The following is a 17,032-nucleotide window of genomic DNA, read 5'->3' as shown; positions in this document are numbered from 1 at the left end:
GGCATGTCCAGAAATGTCGGCGTTATCGGTCTCGGGGCGATGGGCATGGGCGTCGCGCGCTCGTTGCTGCGCGCGGGCTTTCAGGTCCACGCGTGCGATCTGCGCAGCGAGATCCTGCAAGCGTTCGTGGCGGCAGGCGGCGTCGGCTGTGCGTCGCCTGCCGAGCTCGGCGCGCAATGCGAGGTAGTCGTCACGCTGGTCGTGAATGCTGCCCAAACCGACGCGGTGCTATTCGGCGCGCAAGGTGCGGTCGCCGCGATGAAACCCGGCAGCGTGGTGATTGCAAGCGCAACCGTCGCACCGGACTTCGCGATCGAACTCGGCAAGCGCATCGAAGCGGCCGGTTTGCACATGCTCGACGCGCCGGTCTCCGGTGGCGCGGCGCGCGCCGCGTCCGGCGAAATGACGATGATGACGTCTGGCCCGGACACCGCTTATACCGCATGCGAGGACGTGCTGGCCGCGATGGCGGGCAAGGTTTATCGGCTGGGCTCGGCGCACGGCGCGGGGTCGAAGGTGAAGATCATCAATCAGTTGCTGGCCGGCGTGCATATCGCCGTGGCCGCCGAGGCGATGGCGCTCGGCTTGCGCGAAGGCGTCGATCCTGATGCGCTGTACGAGGTGATCACGCACAGCGCTGGCAATTCGTGGATGTTCGAGAACCGCGTGCCGCATATTCTGAGCGGCGATTACACGCCGCTCTCGGCGGTCGATATCTTCGTGAAGGATCTTGGTCTCGTGCTCGATACCGCGCGCCGCTCGAAATTCCCGCTGCCCCTATCGGCGGCGGCGCATCAGATGTTTATGATGGCGTCGACTGCAGGGCATGGTGGCGAGGACGATTCGGCTGTGATCAAGATCTTCCCCGGCATTGACTTGCCGGCGGCGAAGTAAGCGCGGAGCCTGCCATGACCACTCCGTCCAGACGCGCGCTGCTCGGCTGTATCGCCGACGATTTCACCGGCGCCACCGATCTCGCCAACATGCTGGTGCGCGGCGGCATGCGCACGGTGCAGACCATCGGCGTGCCCGCGTCGAACGATGCCGTCCAAGCCGACGCGCTGGTCGTCGCGCTGAAATCGCGCACGATTCCCGCCGCCGACGCGGTCGCGCAATCGCTCGCCGCGCTCGACTGGTTGCGCGCGCAAGGATGCCGCCAGTTCTTTTTCAAATATTGTTCGACGTTCGATTCGACCGACGCCGGCAACATCGGTCCGGTCACGGATGCCTTGCTCGACGCGTTGTCCGCAGAGGTTGGCGCAACGGCTTTCACGATTGCCTGCCCGGCATTTCCCGAGAACGGCCGCACGATCTATCGCGGCTATCTGTTCGTCGGCGACACCTTGCTGAACGAATCGGGTATGGAAAACCATCCGCTGACGCCGATGCGCGATGCGAACCTCGTGCGTGTGCTGCAGCGACAGACTGGATCGAAAGTCGGCCTCGTGCGTTATGACACGGTGGCAAAAGGCGTGTCGTCCGTACGCGATTCCCTCGATGCACTACGCGGCGATGGCGTGCGAATAGCGATTGCCGACGCAGTATCAGACGCGGATCTTTATGTGCTCGGCGAGGCATGTGCCGACCTCACGTTGATCACCGGTGGCTCCGGCGTGGCGCTAGGTTTGCCCGCCAATTTCCGTCGCGCTGGTTTGCTTGCGGAAGGCAATGATGCCGCGCAATTGCCGCGTGTCGAAGGATTGTCGGCGGTGCTGGCCGGCAGTGCTTCGAAAGCGACTAACGCGCAAGTGGCGGTCTGGCGCGAAACACGGCCCGCGTTCCGCATCGATCCGCTGGCGGCGGCACGCGGCGAACCGGTGATCGAGCAGGCGCTGGCCTTTGCGCAGCCGTACCTGGACAAAGCCGAGCCCGTATTGATCTACGCGACCGCCACGCCCGACGAAGTCAAAGCGGTGCAACGCGAGCTCGGCGTCAACGAAGCGGGACACCTGGTTGAATCCACGCTGGCGTCGATCGCACGCGGTTTGCACGAACGCGGCGTGCGCAAGTTCGTGGTGGCGGGCGGTGAAACCTCGGGCGCCGTAGTGCAGGCGCTCGACGTGCGCACGTTGCGGATCGGCGCGCAGATCGATCCCGGCGTGCCCGCCACTGCAACGACGGACGCCGACCCGCTCGCGCTCGCATTGAAATCCGGCAACTTCGGCACGACCGACTTTTTCGACAAGGCGCTGCGTCACCTCGATGGAGGTGTGCAATGACCGGCACACCCGCACTCCACACGACGAGCGAAGCACGCGTGCGCGAAGAAATCTGCGTGACCGGTGCGAGTCTCTATCAACGCGGCTATACGGTGGGCAGCGCGGGCAACATCAGCGCGCGCCTTGACGACGGCTGGCTGATCACGCCGACCGATGCCTGTCTCGGCCGGCTCGATCCCGCCGATATCGCCAAGGTCGATTTCGCCGGCAATGCGGTGTCCGGCGGCAAGCCGTCGAAAACGCTGGCGCTGCATCGGGGCATTTACGCACGCAATGGCGAGGCACGCGGCATCGTCCACACGCATTCGACGCATCTGGTTGCGTTGACGCTCGCCGGCGTATGGCACGACGACGATGTTCTGCCGCCGATCACGCCGTACTACGTGATGAAAGTGGGTCACGTCCCCCTGATTCGTTACAAGCGCCCCGGCGACCTGCAAGTGGCCGAGCAGATCGCCGCACTCGCCGGCACCGTTCGTGCGGTGTTGCTCGAGCGCCTCGGCCCGGTGGTGTGGGAGCGTTCGGTGGCGCAGGCGTCGTATGTGCTTGAGGAGCTCGAAGAGACCGCCCGCCTGTGGCTGATGACGAACCCACGACCCTTGCCGCTCGACGAAGCCGCGCTCGAAGAACTGAAAACCGTATTCGGCGCGCGCTGGTAGACGCATGCGCCATCGTGAGATTTTGTGTGCGGAGCACGCATTCATGGCTGCTTCCGCGCGCTGAACGAAACCGTTTTAAAGGAGTTGCTGCCATGCCTCGCTTTGCTGCGAATTTGACCATGATGTACAACGAGCACGCCTTCCTCGACCGTTTCGCCGCCGCGGCTAAAGACGGCTTCAAGGCTATTGAGTTTCTGTTCCCCTACGATTTCCGTGCCGGGGAAATCAAGGCGCGGCTCGAAGCGAACGGCCTGACTCAGGCGCTCTTCAATGCGCCGCCCGGCGACTGGGCCGCGGGCGAACGCGGCATTGCTTCGCTGCCCGGGCGCGAAGACGAATTTCGCCGCAGCATCGAGGCCGCGCTCGATTACACGCGCGTGCTCGGCAATCGCAAACTGCATGTGATGGCCGGTTTGATCGGCGCAGATCAACCGCGGGCGAAGCATCGCGAGGTGTATCTGAAGAATCTCGCTTATGCCGCGAAGGCCGCGCAAGGGGACGGCATTACTGTCGTGATCGAGCCGATCAATACGCGCGATATACCGGGCTTCTTTCTGAACCGCCAGGATGATGCGCAGGCGATTTGCGCGGAAGTGGGTGCACCGAATCTCAAGGTGCAGTTCGATTGTTATCACTGCCAGATCGTCGAGGGCGACCTCGCGGTCAAGCTCAAACGCGATATGGCAGGTATCGGCCACATTCAGGTCGCCGGCGTGCCGGAACGTCATGAACCCAATATCGGCGAACTGAATTATCCCTACCTGTTCGATCTGATCGACACGCTAGGCTACGACGGCTACATCGGTTGCGAGTACCGCCCGCGGGCCGGCACGTCGGCTGGGCTCGATTGGCTTAAGCCGTATCTGAATGCCGCGCGCTAGCAAGCGACAGAGCAGCCGATCATGCAAGGACAAAGCACATCATGAAAGTACTGATTACCGGCGGTGCGGGTTTTCTCGGCCAGCGTCTCGCGCGCGAATTGTTGGCGCGCGGTTCACTGAAGGATGAGCACGGCAAGCCGCAAGCGATCACCGAACTGGTGCTGCTTGACGTGGTGCACGGAAGCGATTTCGGCGATGCGCGTGTACGCACGGAAGTGGGCGATATCGCCGAGCGCAGCGTGCTCGAGCGCGTGATCGACGACAGGACGTCGGCCATCTTCCATCTTGCCGCGATCGTGAGTGGGCAGGCCGAGGCGGATTTCGATCTCGGCATGCGCATCAATCTGGACGCGTCCCGTCTGCTGCTGGAAACGTGCCGGCAGCGTCGGCATGCGCCGCGTGTGGTGTTTACGAGTTCTGTGGCCGTGTACGGCGGCGATCTGCCCGCAGTCGTGCAGGACGACACCGCGCTGAATCCGCAATCGTCGTACGGTGCGCAGAAGGCGATCGCAGAGTTGTTGCTCAACGACTACACGCGGCGGGGTTTCGTCGACGGGCGGGTATTGCGCCTGCCCACGATTAGCGTGCGCCCGGGCAAGCCGAATGCGGCGGCCTCGTCGTTCGCGAGCGGCATCATTCGCGAGCCGCTGAACGGCGAAGCGGCGGTGTGCCCGGTAGCGGGCACGACGCGTTTGTGGCTGCTGTCGCCGCGCAAGGCCATAGAAAGCCTGATCGCCGGACTCGAAATCGATGCAGCTGCGCTCGGCAACCAGCGTGTGCTGAATCTGCCGGGGATTTCGGTGAGCGTCGACGAGATGGTGGCGGCGCTGCGCGAAGTAGCGGGAGAAGAGGCCGCGAAGCGGATCGTGTGGCAGCCGGATGCGCGGGTGGAGAAGATCGTCGGCAGCTGGCCGGGGCAGTGGGATCCCTCACGTGCCGAACGGCTCGGCTTGACCGGCGACCACAGCTTTGCCGATGTGATTCGCGGCTATATCGCCGACGAGGGTATTCAGATCCGCTGATAACGCGCGTGTTGAAGCTGCCATTTCAATCATGGCATCCCGGACAGCAGAACCGTCCAAAGCCTCATGCCGGCAGGCGTAAGAACACGCTTGCCGGCATGAGCGCGTCAATCTTCAGACCTTTTGACGGGTCACGGCTAAACGCCACCGGCCTGCAGATATTCCCTGGTCCGAGGCCGGCTTTGCTTGACATGGTTTCGGGCGCACGCCTATTATCGAGCCTAAGTTGTTCGATATATGACCTTGTGTTCGTATATAGAACAAATGGGCTGAGATCCTGAGCCCGTCGTTCATCATCCTGCGCTAAGCTGATCAGTCGCGACGGCTGCCATGTGACCGTTCCCGTTGCGTCAGCCGGGTCGATACCGCACGGTATCCAGCGCGCGTCACGCGCAAGCGGCCGGCGTCACGAACCGATATCCGCTAGCGGCGCAGCGCATGCAGCACATCAACTGGAGACATCACATGACCGAAGCATTCCTGTGCGACGCGATTCGCACCCCCATTGGCCGCTATGCGGGTTCGCTGTCGTCGGTTCGCGCCGACGATCTGGGCGCGGTGCCGCTCAAAGCGCTGATGGAGCGCAACATGGACGTCGACTGGAACGCGATTGACGACGTGATCTACGGCTGCGCGAACCAGGCCGGTGAAGACAACCGCAACGTCGCGCGCATGTCGTTGTTGCTGGCCGGTTTGCCGCAAGGCGTGCCGGGCTCCACGGTGAACCGCCTGTGCGGCTCGGGCATGGACGCCGTCGGCATTGCCGCACGCGCGATCAAGTCGGGCGAGGCTGCGTTGATGCTGGCCGGCGGCGTCGAAAGCATGAGCCGTGCGCCGTTCGTGATGGGCAAGGCCACCAGCGCGTTTTCGCGCCAGGCCGATATCTTCGACACGACGATCGGCTGGCGTTTCGTGAATCCGCTGATGAAGCAGATGTACGGCGTCGATTCGATGCCCGAGACCGGCGAAAACGTCGCGACTGATTACAAGATCAGCCGTGCCGATCAGGACGCGTTTGCGCTGCGCAGTCAGCAAAAAGCAGCACGCGCACAACGCGACGGCACGCTCGCGCAGGAAATCGTCGGCGTGACCATCGCGCAGAAGAAGGGTGATCCGATCACGGTGTTGCAAGACGAACACCCGCGCGAAACCAGCCTCGAAACGCTCGCCAAGCTCAAGGGCGTGGTGCGTCCGGACGGCACGGTCACGGCAGGCAACGCGTCGGGCGTGAACGACGGCGCGGCGGCTTTGCTGCTCGCGAATGAAGAGACCGCCAGGCGCTTCGGCCTCACGCCGCGTGCACGCGTGCTCGGTATCGCAACGGCAGGCGTCGCGCCGCGCGTGATGGGCATCGGCCCGGCGCCGGCCACGCAGAAGTTGCTGGCGCGTCTGAACATGACCATCGATCAATTCGACGTGATCGAACTGAACGAAGCGTTCGCGTCGCAAGGCCTCGCGGTGCTGCGCGCACTCGGCGTGGCCGACGACGACGCCCGTGTGAATCCGAACGGCGGCGCGATCGCGCTCGGCCACCCGCTCGGCATGAGCGGCGCGCGTCTGGTGACCACCGCGATGTATCAACTGCACCGCACGCAAGGCCGTTTTGCGCTGTGCACGATGTGTATCGGTGTCGGTCAAGGCATCGCGATCGCGATCGAACGTGTGTAACGGTTTGGCGTTTGCGCGGGGAAGTGCCGCAGCATCTTGCGTGTCGACGCTTCGCGTATAGCAGTCCCGTAGCCGCATAACGAACAGCCCCTTCGCTCAGGCGACGGGGCTGTTTTATTTTGCGCGGCGCGTGAATTCACAGGCTATTGAATTGATGTTTAATCGGTGTTAATGCAATTTCCTATTGCGTTGCAGCGAATGTCGTCGATAAAAGAATAATGAAACCATTGGGTCATCATGCTGTATGTATTTAATGCTTTATGCATGGCGAGTATTGTCGCCATATATAGATGATCTGGCAGGTTAAAGCAATGCTGTCAACTCGCTAGGTGCCGCTACGACGGCACGTTGTGGCATTTTGCAGCATGCCGCACGCTGATTTTAAAATCAGCAATATAAACGGCCGTAGCTTCTTGTAAGGCATGTACAATCGTTGCGCCGTACCCTTTTAGTAATTGTCACCCCGAAACTGTATGCATTCGTGGCGTTAATCGGCATCCTGCGGTTTCAGATCGCCGTCACGCCAGATCGAACAATTTCTCGAGGAGAGAGTAAATGAAGGCAGCGACGATTGGAGCAGCGTTGATGGTAGCGGCTTTCGCCGCGGCACAACCGGCATGGGCGCAAGATGCGATGGCCAGTGCCGCGCAGGGAATCGTCAGCGCAGTGCAACCGGTGCACGTGAAGGCGCAGATCGTCGGTATCGATCCGGGCACCCGCACGCTCACGCTCAAAGGGCCGGGCGGCAATGTGGTGGTCGTGCTGGTGAGCCAGGAAGTCGCGGGCTTCGATCAACTGAAGATCGGTGATCGGGTGGACGTGCTCTACAAGAATGCGTTGCTGGTGAAGGCAGACAAGGTCACCGGTCCGGACAAGGGCATTCGTGCGCGCGTCGATACCCAGGTGTATGCCCCGGCCTCGGGTGGATTTGCATCAGCGCGTCAGGTCGAAGTGCTCGCCACCGTGCAGAAGATCGATCACAAGAAGCGCCTCGTTACGCTGCGCGGCGCGTATCAGACACAAACGCTCCAAGTCGGACCGGACGTCGACCTGAAGGGCGTCAAGGTCGGCGATACGATTCACGCGGTATTCGTTTCGGCAGCGGCCGTGCAGGTGACGCCGCAATAGGTGGCACCACATCAGGTGGCGCAGTCAATGCCACGTCAGCAAACACCCCTCATTGCAGGGGTGTTTGCTTTTCTACGGCACGAAAGTACGAAGTTCGAATCGCGAGGGGCGTGCTATCGAGCCGCCGGTGGCCCGAGGCCCAACCATGCGAGCCGCCCCAGCCATCGCCTGATGAAACCGCGTTGGGCGGGCAGCGCGCAACTCAACGACACGCGCGCGGTGCGTTCGCTATCCGTGCTGAGCCACACGCGTTCGCCGCGTTGCAGCCGGAACTCGTTGCCGGGTTCGAGCCAATGATCGTAAGGCGAGCTGACGCGCGTGAGCCATAGGCGCGCGCCTTGAACACTGAGCGTGCTGTCGGCATCGACACGCCACGTCAGCGTCGCGCCTCGCACTACGGAAAAATGTACGACTACCTTCGGCAGACGCTCGTCCGGTTGATATCCAGACAGACTTGAGTCGTCGTCCATGCACTGCGGGCTTGCCTGATCCATCTTGCTCTCCGTCATCGAGCCGGCGGGCGGAGGCACCTACAAAACAAAAGGCCCCTTCCGTTACCGGCGGGGCCTTTGGGTCCTGTTTGCAGATTCAGACTGCTAACGCGCACATGCTCCCAAACGCCTGCCGATGATGGCATGCATTGTTCGGTTTTTAATCGCGACTGCGATGGAGGTGTGCGTCAACATGCGAATGAGTGTGCCGTTTTGCCGCACGTCTTGTCAATAAAAAAATCGCAATGGATTCAAGCGACAACGCGAGGCAGGCAGAGCCGGCTCGCTTTGCTTGCTGAGACGCTGACGCGGATTTGCGCGGCGAGTGCGCTTCGTAATGCGTAGCGCTTGCGACGGATGGCGCTGCCGGTATTGTCGCCCTGACGTTCAGCCAGATAACGTGCCGGCGGTGCGAGAACGAACCAGCCATTCCAGCGCGCGAGCGCCCCGCACTCGATCGACAGCCGATCGTAGTCCGCGGCCACGCGACGCTTTCTCAGGCAATAGCGCCAGTTTGCGTAGATGTGCGCCTGCTTCGAGACGATGAAGGTGCCGCCTGCATCGAGCGCCGCGGCGACACATTGCGCGAGGTAAATCACCAGCACTTTCGGTCGCAATCCATACCAACGCTTGGTGAGCGCGCGAAACAGCTCGCGGCCGTTGACCGAAGTGTCCGGACCCTGGACCGAGCCGATGCAAAGACGTGGCCGCCGCACTTTGCCGCCGAGATAGGCGAGGCTGAAGGTGCAGGAGACAATGCGCCGGTCCCGCGCATCGCGGATGCACAAGGTCCAGTCACCTTCCTTCTGAAACTGTTCGATCGACTCGAGCGACACGTGCCAGCGTTCGGCGCCTACCTCGAACGATGCGATCGGCGCCGAGCCGGCTGCGGCGATGCGCGCGGCGAGTTGCGGCACGCGCTGCTGGGTCAGCGCGTGATGATCGAGGCTCGCCGTGAGGCGTTCGCGCGGACTGAAGCGGGTATGGAGGAACGGCCGATGCATGCGTTCGAGCGCGGTGGGATGACGTCGCACCAGATCTTGCAAGGGTGAAATGGCGCAGCCTTTGAGCCATACTTGCGTCGAACGCCACGACATCAGCGAGCGCAGCCATAAGCGCAGGCGGCGCCAGCGATGAAACACGCTGGTGCCGGGATAGAGTGCATGAGCGGCTTGCTGAATGACCGCAAAGGACGCAGTGGCTCTCGCGAACCACGGCGAGCGGGCGCGAGCCCCCTGGTTGGAAACGGTCGTCATGGCAGATCCCTTGGCTATTTCAACGAGGCGATGCTAGTGGCAGGGATCGCGCTGCCGTGTCGAATTGCTTGAGTGTTTGTCGAGTTTTGTCGCGCATGTCGCATGATGTGCGGCGCATCCGCTATGCTGTGCGTCGAGCCGCCTCGTCCGGTTCGTTGCCGGCCGGGTCCGCGCCGTGCGGATGCGCGTGCTGAGCGGCGCCGTCGCTTGCTGGCCGTGCAGCGCTCCATACTGTTGCCCGCCGCTATTAAATGAGTTAGCCCTGAACGATTCGTCCCATGCCATTCCGGATCCTGCTTGTCGAAGACGATGACCGCTTGTCCGCGCTGGTCGCCGGTTATCTGCGCAAACACGAATACGAAGTCGAGACCGTGCTGCACGGTAACGACGCCGTGCCGGCGATTCTCAAACGCCGCCCGGACCTGGTGATTCTCGACGTGAACCTTCCCGGCAAGGATGGGTTCCAGATTTGCCGCGAGGCGCGCGAGCAATTCGACGGCGTGATCATCATGGTGACCGCACGCGACGAGCAATTCGACGAAGTGCTGGGCCTTGAATTCGGTGCGGACGACTACGTGCACAAGCCTGTCGAGCCACGTGTGCTGCTGGCGCGCATCAAGGCGCAGCTGCGCCGCGTGAGCGCACGCACGCCGGAGTCCGGCCGCCCGGAGAGCTATACCTTTGGCAAGTTCGAGATCAGCCGGGCCAGCCGCACGGTCAAGCTGCCGGACGGCAGCCTGCCCGATCTGACATCGGCCGAATTCGATTTGCTGTGGGCCTTGGTGAGTTGCGCGGGCGAGGTGGTGAGCCGTGACGAGCTGATGCGGCAACTGCGCGGCATCGAATTCGACGGCCTCGACCGCACGATCGACGGCGGCATTTCCAAGCTGCGCCGCAAGCTGCATGACGACGCCGGCACCCCGCAGCGCATTAAGACGATACGCGGCAAGGGCTACCAGTTCAGCAAATCGGCGTGGGATTGACGAGGCTTGCGACGGTTGCAGTTGAGTTGCAGCTCGACGGAGTCCGCACCAAGTTTCAATTGAGTAATACGTCGAAATATCGGCCGACAAAACTCCACAAACGCGGCATCAAATCGACAGTCACGCGAGACGGGGATGATTAGCATCGCAGCCTTGTGTAATGACAGGCTTATCGATGTCCGCTCGCGTTTCCCCACTTTCCCGCCATGCCGTGTTGATGATTCACGGCTTGGGCGGCACACGCCATGATTTCGGCGCGCTCGACCGCAAGTTCGAGCAGATCGGTTGCGACGTGCATTTGCCGTCGCTGCCGGGCCACGGTTCGAACCCTGACGCATTGAGCCGCGTGACGTTGAGCGACTACATGCAGTTGCTGAGCCGCACCTACCGCGAACTGGCTAAACGTTACGAGCGAGTCGACGTGGCGGGCATTTCGATGGGGGCCTTGCTTGCATTGATGTTGAGCGCGCGCGAGCGCATGACGACAGGGCGTCTGATTCTGCTTTCGCCGCCGCTATTCCTCGACGGCTGGGGCGGTTCACGCCTGCGTCCCTTGCGGTACCTGATGTATTGCGTGCCGGGCCTGCGCCGATTGATTCGCGTCCCGGAGGGCGAGCCGTTCGGCATCAAGAACGCGCGCATACGCAACCTGATCCGCCGTCATCTGCAGAAGGGGAGTGGTGTCCACTATCCGTATGTGCCGTTGGCGGCGATCGAGCAGGTTGACTGGATGCGCTTCGCGGTGAAGCGAGCCCTGAGCCGCGTGACATGCGAGACCCTGGTCATGCATTCGGAAGAAGACGAGGTGACGAGCATCCGTTCCGCGGAATTCGTGTGCGAACACCTGGGAAGCCGCGCCGTGACCTTGGTACGCTTGACCGACAGCTACCACATGATCACACTGGACAACGAACGAGACAGGGTAGCGGAGCAAACCTTGGCGTTCGTACAGAGGGCGTAAGCGGCGAGCGGAAGGGCAAAGCAAACCACCGACGTCGCACCGAAGAAACCAAGCTAAACTGCCGATTGGTTTTAAGAAGAACGCTTCGGCGCGCGCAGCGCCGCCGGAAGTATGACGCCCTTGTCACAAGCTTATGCACGGGCACGAACCCAGATTCCAGATGCACCACTACCCTGTGTGGGCTGCGGGACCCACTTAGCAGGGGCTTCTAGCCGCTTTCTTTGCTTATCTTTCTTTGCGGCGGCAAAGAAAGTAAGTGCCGCCCCGCACAGGGGCAACGCTAATAGACCACTAACGCATTAAAGAACGCGAAGAGAAAAAAAATGCCACCCCCAGCGGAGCAAAAAAAACTAACCCCCTACCGCTATGGAAAATGGCGCTGGCACCGTTTCCGCCGCTCATGGACGGACACCCGAGCAGACAGAATCCCGAGCTGGTCGAGGCTATACCTGCGCGTCTACACACGCCTACTGACACTGACAGTACTGGTGCTAGCAGCATCAATAGCAACCTTAGCCCTGACACTAAAAACCTCACCATCAATCTGGCAAACACTAACAACACCAAAAGCATCAATCCCAATCACATTGGCAACCCTACTGCTACCAGCAGTAACCGCCTACCGCTGGATGCGCCCAGTCTGGCTAGACCTGGTAATGGTCCGCGAACGCGCAATCGACTTCACAGGCGGCCGCTTCAACACCCGCGCCCGCGAATCGCACAGCGTCATAATCGGACCACTGGCCCGCACGTTAAACGCCCTGGCCGAACGCATGGAACGCCTGATCGCCGCGCAGCGCGAACTCACCAACGGCATCTCCCATGAATTGCGCACACCTTTGGCCCGCGTGCGCTTCGCGCTAGAAAACCTCCGCGAACCCGCATCCGCGGCTGAGTACAACAGCGCATTAGCGAGCATCGACCAGGACGTCACCGAGCTCGACGAGCTCATCGACATGAGCCTGACCTACGCGCGCCTCGAATACAGCTCCCTGCAATCGAACCTCGAATCCACCTTGCTAACGGCATGGTTCGACAGCCAGATCACCGACGCCACGCTGCTGTACGCGGACAAGCAACTCGTCCCGCAAGCAGACGTCGACGCATCGCTACGCGTGGTGATGGACAAGCGTCTCATGTCCTACGCAATGCGAAACTTGCTACGCAACGCCAGCAAATACGCCCATTCGCGGATCATGGTCGGATTGAGCGTCAAGCATGGCAACGTGGAAATCTACGTGGAAGACGATGGCGCAGGCGTGCCGCCCGACCAACGCGAACGCATTTTCAATGCCTTCGTGCGGCTCGATCGTCAGACTGGCGGCTACGGGTTGGGTCTCGCGATTACGCAACAGGTGCTGCGCGCCCACCATGGCCGGATCGCCGTGACCGATCCGTTGACGCTAGGCGGAGCACGCTTCGAAATGAGCTGGCCGCTGGGCACGGTGGCGTGAAACACAAAACACACCGTACCCGCGCAGCGTCAATAGGTATGCCCCAACTGGAAGTAAAAGTTATGACGGCCGCCCGGTGCGAACGCTACGCCCAGATAGATCGGTCCGAATGAACTGGTCATCGCGGTGAAGACCGTCACGCTGCGCTTCAGCGGCCCGCTGCCGAACTGCGAATCGCGGTTCCAGACGTTGCCGGCTTCAAGGCTCAGCCCCGCAAACAGACCGCGAATCGGCGACGCATTGAACGTGGCGAGCTGATTCATATAGGTGATCTGGCCGTACACCATCGAGTTGCCGGACAGTTGGTCGGCAGCATAGGCCGACAGATGCTGGAATCCACCCAGTGTGAAGCCGAACGGATTCGTCAGATTGGTGCCGCCGAAGTCGTTACCCGCTTCGATGCTTGCGTTGATGCTGTGCCGTCCATAACTCGCTGCAACAAGGCTTTTTCCGTATACCTCAGTGAAGCTGTCGCTGCCCGCGAACAACGAACGTTCCACGCGTAGTTCGCCGAAATAACCTTTGCGGGCAAACAGCGGATCGTCGAGCTGATCGATCACGAGACGTGCGCGCGCGCTAAGCTGCCGTCCGTAGATATCGGGGAACAGCAACGGCGAGTTGAACGCGTCCTCGAGCGGCAAGTTGTATTGCGGCGACGCGTAGCCATGAGCGTATGCCACGCCGATACGGAAGTCGCCGAGACGGGCGAGCGGTACGCCGAAGTCGACCCCGGCGCGCTCGGTTTGCAAGCTGTATTGCGTGATCTTGACGTTGCCGGAATCGTCGTAGAGATTGGCATAGCGGCGCTGAAACTCGAGATAAGGCGCCACGTAATAGCCAAAAGAACTCGACAGTGGTTGCCGCAGCTCCGCATGCAGGTCGATCAGATCGCTGCCAACGGTCCCGTCCACTCGCCCTTCGAGCCCTGACGACGTGAGCCACGGGCGGCGATAACCGAGATGCAGCCGGAAGCCGCCTTCATCTGTCGAGCTGCTCGACAAACCCAGCCCGAACAGCAGGAAATTCGGTCCCCACAGCTTCTGCTGCGCGGAAACAATGAGCGTGTGCGCGTCGCCGTCGTCGACGAGTTGCTGGCTCACGCTGTCGAAGTCACCCGCGGTGGTGAGCGCCAGCAAGTCCTTGTTGAGCGCGACCGGATCGTAGACATCGCCGGTTTTGACATGCAGTGCGGCGCGAATACGTGCCTCAGGTACGTAGCCCTGCGAGGCGATCTCGATCTGCGTGATCCGTACCGGATGCGCCGCGGGCACACCGTGCCGGGCGCGCCACGCGGCGTAGTCGGCGGGCGAAAGCGCCAGATGCTGAAGCTGCGGCATGGCCGCGCGCGTGGCAGCAGCACCGGCGGCGATGGCCTGGCTGGCGTTGGCAAAATCGGTGAAGCTCAGCGAGCCGAGCGCCGGTTCGATCAGGACGTCACCGGCCTGCAGCTGTTCACGTTGCCGCGCAACGTTCTGGTGAATCAGAATGCCGATCATCTGCTGCATCACGTCGGCGGGCGAAGCCAGCGCATCCAGCGGTCGCAGCGGCGAGCCGATATCGACCGCGATCACGACTTTCGCACCCATGTCGCGCGCCGTTTCGATCGGCAGATTGCTGACGATGCCGCCGTCCACCAGCGTGCGCCCGTCGATATCGGCCGGAGCGAACAGGCCGGGCAACGCCATGCTGGCGCGAATCGCTTGCGGCAGCGAACCGCGATCGAGCACCACCTTCTGGCCGGTGCGCAGATCGGTTGCGATCGCGCGATAGGGGATCGGCAGCCGGTCGAACGAAACGTTGCCCGGCACGGCGGACGTCCAGTCCTGCAGCAGCGCCTGCAAACGATTGCCCTGCACGAGCCCCACCGGCAAGCGGAAGCCATTGGTGCCGAAGCCAAGCGAAAGGCTGTTCACATACAGCCGCTCGTCTTCACGGCGCGACTGCGGCAGGTCGGCACGGTCGGTGACGTCGAACGCGATGTCCGCGAGATTGATGCCCGCGAGGCGGTTTTGCATGTCCTGCGCCGTCATACCGCTCGCATACAGGCCGCCGACCACGGAGCCCATGCTGGTGGCGGCGATGCAATCGACCGGGATGCGGTTTTCCTCGAGCACCTTCAGTACGCCGAGGTGGGCATAGCCGCGCGCGCCGCCGCCCGACAGCACGAGGCCGACGGAGGGGCGGCCGGCTGGCCCGGCTTCGGCGCTGCACGCGGATTCGGCTGCGAAAGCGGGGCGTGCGACGGCGGCGACCCCACACGCCAGCAACGCCACGGTGCAGTGAAAACGAAGAACGATGGGCCGGCGCCGCGTGTGCGCCGCCGTTTTTAGAAATTGTTCGCTCGCCAACGCTCGACTCATCTGTTTTGATGCCGGAAGAAAACCGAGAGATTACATGGTTTTGCCCCGGTAAAAACAGGTGATTTTGTGCAAACGCGCGTTTGCGGAAAAACGTAGTCGTGATGCTTTTTATCCGGCATCGCGGCGGAATACGTGTTGCGGCCACGAGCGCGGTCCCTGAAACACGTCCCTCGTTCTTCGCCGCTAGCGGCGCAGCAAAGCTCGCACGGCCCGGGCAGCCATCGGACGCCCCAAATCGGATGCGACGAAATGAGCCACTTTGCGCTCGGCGAGGTTGATCGTCACGTAGTCGTTCGGCGCTTTCGTGTTGAGGCCGTCGGACGCCGAGTGATACTCGATACGCAACTGCGTCGCGGTCACGACCACGCGCAGATAGCCGTAGTTGGTGTCGTCATAGTTTTCCAGCACGACCTGATCGGTAGTGGCTGAAGCCGCCTGCATGATTTGCGGCGCACGGATGGCGGGCGCACCTTGTGCAGCGAGCTTGACTAAACCGTGTCCGCCATTACCGCACACGAGGTAGGGAATCTGCGTGCCGTCCGCATTTCGCGTGCGCGTGAAGCGTTGATAATTGTGTGCATGGCCGGACAGAAATGCATGCGGCCACACACCGTTGGCTTCGCACACCTTGTCGATCTGCGCCAGCATATCGACGCTCGATCCGTGTCCGCCCGCGCTGTACGGCGGATGGTGATCCGCGATCAGCAGGGCGCCAGTGAACTGCTCGGCCTTGACGCGCTTGAGCGCGGCGTCGAGAAAATCGAGCTGAGTACTCCCGATCTTCGGGTCTGAAATCACACCGGGATCTTCGAGCGTGTTGCTGTAAATCACCAGCACGCGCACGAACGGCGCCTCGAGCGTGAAGAAGACGCCGGGCTGGATTTGCGCGGTGCGCGACAAGCCACCGGCTTCGGGCGTAACGGCGAACGTCTCCGCACAAAAATTTCGCAGGAACGCAGTGAGACTCGCGGCGTGCGCTTCCGGCGAGACCATTCCGTCATGATTGCCGGCGCAGGCGAGGATCGGCGCCGGGTAGTCCCGATACGGTTCGTAAAACTGATCGTAATAGTACTGGCTCTCGCCGAAGCTATAGACGACGTCGCCGAGCAACAAGGCGAACTGCGGCACCTCACTGGCGTTGGCTTCGTTGAAATCGGCGGTCAATTTGTCGGCCACTTCGTTCTGCGTCGCCGGGCCTTTCGTATTGCCGCAATCTCCCAGCGCATGAAACACCAATTGTCCGGCGGCTGTGATCCTGTCGATGGCGGTTGCGTTGCCGCCCATGACCTCGGCCAGCGTGAGCTGAGGCTCCACGCCGCCTCGTGGTGCGGGAAACGGCAACGGAAACAGTTTGTGCTCTGCATTGAGCTTGTCGATTTCCTTATAGGCCGCATCGTCCGATGGATGAGGCACACGAAACACCGTCGGGTCCGCGGTCGGCTGAGGCTGTGCGAACACGGGCTTGTCCAGCATCCGCGGACGGAGCGCCGTCGCGCCGACGCTCGCCGCGGGCTGGTTCGAACTGCTGGCGAGCGCAGTAGCCTTTCTGCCGGATGCAGCAGCCTTGCTGGGCGACTTTCGTTTGCCTTCTGCTTTCGCCGTGCTTTCTTTTGCCTTGGCCTGGGATTTCGACTCGCGTTTTGCCGACATGAGCGCCTCTTGAGGAAGAGTAAGCGGGGGATTGCGCAAGCGGCTTTCGCCGTTGTGTTCATCGAACCCTACGACATGTGTATTTCGGAAAAGTGTCGCGGCGCTGTCGAAACTGGCCTGCTGAAGCGCTTGGTCCCACGCGCGGGACGGGCGGAGTCTGCCCCTGAAACAATTTATGTCAGCTTATGTCGCGGCGCCTCCGAATCGCCCGGAAAGCCTTGCCCAGCGGGCCTCTGTCGTGGTGAAACAGGGTGACATATCTTCGCTGCTGATTAAATCCAGGCGTCCTTCTATAGTCCG

General features: G+C 61.9%; 14 protein-coding genes. 10 read left to right on the top strand and 4 right to left on the bottom strand.

The annotated features are described in order from the left end of the window. The first annotated feature begins 3 nt into the window (after window positions 1-3). From ltnD to BM438_RS13595, 7 genes are all read left to right on the top strand, one after another. Complete coding sequence (ltnD, locus tag BM438_RS13625; RefSeq protein WP_093634767.1) at window positions 4-894, top strand: L-threonate dehydrogenase; 891 nt, start codon at window positions 4-6, stop codon at window positions 892-894. Window positions 895-908: 14 nt separating this feature from the next. Further along, on the top strand, window positions 909-2,219 hold the full coding sequence (gene otnK / locus BM438_RS13620) for a 3-oxo-tetronate kinase (RefSeq protein WP_093634766.1): 1,311 nt from the start codon (window positions 909-911) through the stop codon (window positions 2,217-2,219). Next, the gene (gene otnC / locus BM438_RS13615; protein ID WP_093634765.1) at window positions 2,216-2,878 is read left to right on the top strand and encodes a 3-oxo-tetronate 4-phosphate decarboxylase; all 663 of its coding nucleotides are present in this window, start codon (window positions 2,216-2,218) and stop codon (window positions 2,876-2,878) included. Before otnK ends, otnC begins: the two co-directional genes overlap by 4 nt. A 92-nt stretch (window positions 2,879-2,970) precedes the next feature. Next, window positions 2,971-3,759: a 2-oxo-tetronate isomerase gene (gene otnI / locus BM438_RS13610; protein WP_093634764.1), complete on the top strand. Its 789-nt coding sequence runs from the start codon at window positions 2,971-2,973 to the stop codon at window positions 3,757-3,759. A gap of 41 nt (window positions 3,760-3,800) precedes the next feature. Continuing rightward, window positions 3,801-4,781, top strand: coding sequence for a D-erythronate dehydrogenase (gene denD, locus BM438_RS13605; protein ID WP_093634763.1), 981 nt, complete (start codon window positions 3,801-3,803; stop codon window positions 4,779-4,781). A gap of 465 nt (window positions 4,782-5,246) precedes the next feature. Next, entirely contained in the window at window positions 5,247-6,449 is a 1,203-nt protein-coding gene (gene pcaF, locus BM438_RS13600) for a 3-oxoadipyl-CoA thiolase (RefSeq protein WP_093634762.1), read from the top strand. A 555-nt stretch (window positions 6,450-7,004) separates the two neighbouring features. Next, window positions 7,005-7,577: a hypothetical protein gene (locus tag BM438_RS13595; RefSeq protein WP_093634761.1), complete on the top strand. Its 573-nt coding sequence runs from the start codon at window positions 7,005-7,007 to the stop codon at window positions 7,575-7,577. Window positions 7,578-7,690: 113 nt separating this feature from the next. On the opposite strand, the gene BM438_RS13590 is transcribed toward BM438_RS13595, so the two are convergent. Together BM438_RS13590 and BM438_RS13585 are read right to left on the bottom strand one after the other, a co-directional pair. Beyond that, entirely contained in the window at window positions 7,691-8,071 is a 381-nt protein-coding gene (locus tag BM438_RS13590; protein WP_093634760.1) for a DUF2917 domain-containing protein, read from the bottom strand. 248 nt (window positions 8,072-8,319) lie between these two features. Continuing rightward, window positions 8,320-9,324 carry a DUF535 family protein gene (locus BM438_RS13585; RefSeq protein WP_093634759.1) on the bottom strand — a complete coding sequence of 335 codons (1,005 nt, stop codon included), beginning with the start codon at window positions 9,322-9,324 and terminating at the stop codon, window positions 8,320-8,322. A gap of 278 nt (window positions 9,325-9,602) precedes the next feature. Here BM438_RS13585 and BM438_RS13580 point away from each other — a divergent pair, with 278 nt between their 5' ends. The 3 genes from BM438_RS13580 to BM438_RS13570 all read left to right on the top strand — a co-directional run bounded on the left by BM438_RS13580 (window position 9,603) and on the right by BM438_RS13570 (window position 12,722). Then, window positions 9,603-10,307 carry a response regulator gene (locus tag BM438_RS13580; protein WP_093634758.1) on the top strand — a complete coding sequence of 235 codons (705 nt, stop codon included), beginning with the start codon at window positions 9,603-9,605 and terminating at the stop codon, window positions 10,305-10,307. A 175-nt stretch (window positions 10,308-10,482) separates the two neighbouring features. Further along, window positions 10,483-11,268, top strand: coding sequence for an alpha/beta hydrolase (locus BM438_RS13575; protein ID WP_167378386.1), 786 nt, complete (start codon window positions 10,483-10,485; stop codon window positions 11,266-11,268). A 323-nt stretch (window positions 11,269-11,591) separates the two neighbouring features. Further along, the gene (locus BM438_RS13570; protein WP_093634756.1) at window positions 11,592-12,722 is read left to right on the top strand and encodes an ATP-binding protein; all 1,131 of its coding nucleotides are present in this window, start codon (window positions 11,592-11,594) and stop codon (window positions 12,720-12,722) included. Window positions 12,723-12,751: 29 nt separating this feature from the next. Here the strand turns inward: BM438_RS13570 and BM438_RS13565 are convergent, their stop codons facing one another. Both BM438_RS13565 and BM438_RS13560 read right to left on the bottom strand, forming a co-directional pair. Further along, window positions 12,752-15,070, bottom strand: a complete 2,319-nt coding sequence (locus BM438_RS13565) for a patatin-like phospholipase family protein (RefSeq protein WP_234486854.1) — start codon at window positions 15,068-15,070, stop codon at window positions 12,752-12,754. Between the two features lie 195 nt (window positions 15,071-15,265). Further along, entirely contained in the window at window positions 15,266-16,732 is a 1,467-nt protein-coding gene (locus BM438_RS13560) for a metallophosphoesterase family protein (protein WP_093634754.1), read from the bottom strand. Between the last annotated feature and the right edge of the window lie 300 nt (window positions 16,733-17,032).

This window comes from Paraburkholderia aspalathi (assembly GCF_900116445.1).
Lineage (GTDB): Bacteria > Pseudomonadota > Gammaproteobacteria > Burkholderiales > Burkholderiaceae > Paraburkholderia > Paraburkholderia aspalathi.
Note: the sequence above shows the minus strand (reverse complement) of the source record. Positions and strands in the feature narration are given on the sequence as shown.